Genomic DNA, 1,299 nt, shown 5'->3' with positions numbered 1-1,299 from the left:
CTGGCCGGGCCGAGTGAGAAGGCCACCGCCGCGCAGCATGCCAAGGGCAAGTTGACCGCGCGGGAGCGTATCGAGCTGTTGCTGGACGCGGGTTCGTTCAACGAGGTCGAGCAGTTGCGGCGGCACCGGGCCCAGGGTTTCGGGCTGGAGGCGAAGAAGCCGTACACGGACGGTGTGATCACCGGCTGGGGGACGGTCGAGGGCCGGACGGTCTTCGTCTACGCCCACGACTTCCGGATCTTCGGCGGTGCGCTGGGCGAGGCCCACGCGACGAAGATCCACAAGATCATGGACATGGCCATCGCGGCGGGTGCGCCACTGGTGTCGCTGAACGACGGCGCCGGCGCCCGTATCCAGGAGGGCGTCTCCGCGCTCGCCGGCTACGGCGGCATCTTCCAGCGCAACACCAAGGCCTCCGGCGTCATCCCGCAGATCTCCGTGATGCTCGGCCCGTGCGCGGGCGGCGCCGCCTACAGCCCCGCCCTCACCGACTTCGTGTTCATGGTCCGCGAGACCTCCCAGATGTTCATCACCGGCCCGGACGTCGTCAAGGCGGTCACCGGCGAGGAGATCACCCAGAACGGCCTCGGCGGCGCCGACGTCCACGCCGAGACCTCCGGCGTCTGCCACTTCGCCTACGACGACGAGGAGACCTGCATCGCCGAGGTCCGCTACCTCCTCGCGATGCTCCCGCAGAACAACCGCGAGAACCCCCCGCAGACCGCCGCCACCGACGCCCCCGACCGCCGCTCCGACGTCCTGCTCGACCTGGTCCCCGCGGACGGCAACCGCCCCTACGACATGACCAAGGTCATCGAGGAGATCGTCGACGACGGCGACTACCTCGAGGTCCACGAACGCTGGGCCCGCAACATCATCTGCGCCCTCGGCCGCCTCGACGGCCAGGCCGTCGGCATCGTCGCCAACCAGCCCCAGGTCCTCGCCGGCGTCCTCGACATCGAGGCCAGCGAAAAAGCCGCACGCTTCGTCCAGATGTGCGACGCCTTCAACATCCCGATCCTCACCTTCCTCGACGTCCCCGGCTTCCTCCCCGGCGTCGACCAGGAACACGGCGGCATCATCCGCCACGGCGCCAAACTCCTCTACGCCTACTGCAACGCCACCGTGCCACGGATCTCCCTCATCCTCCGCAAGGCCTACGGCGGCGCCTACATCGTCATGGACTCCCAGTCCATCGGCGCCGACCTCACCTACGCCTGGCCCACCAACGAGATCGCCGTCATGGGCGCCGAAGGCGCCGCCAACGTCATCTTCCGACGCCAGATCGCCGACGCCGAC

General features: G+C 68.9%; 1 protein-coding gene. It reads left to right on the top strand.

From position 1 onward, the window contains the following. A partial coding sequence (locus HW445_RS31335) for an acyl-CoA carboxylase subunit beta (RefSeq protein WP_180224158.1) occupies window positions 1-1,299 on the top strand: 1,299 nt, incomplete at both ends.

Origin of the sequence: Streptomyces sp. UH6 (genome assembly GCF_013421635.1) — a bacterium.
GTDB lineage: Bacteria > Actinomycetota > Actinomycetes > Streptomycetales > Streptomycetaceae > Streptomyces > Streptomyces abyssomicinicus.
Note: the sequence above shows the minus strand (reverse complement) of the source record. Positions and strands in the feature narration are given on the sequence as shown.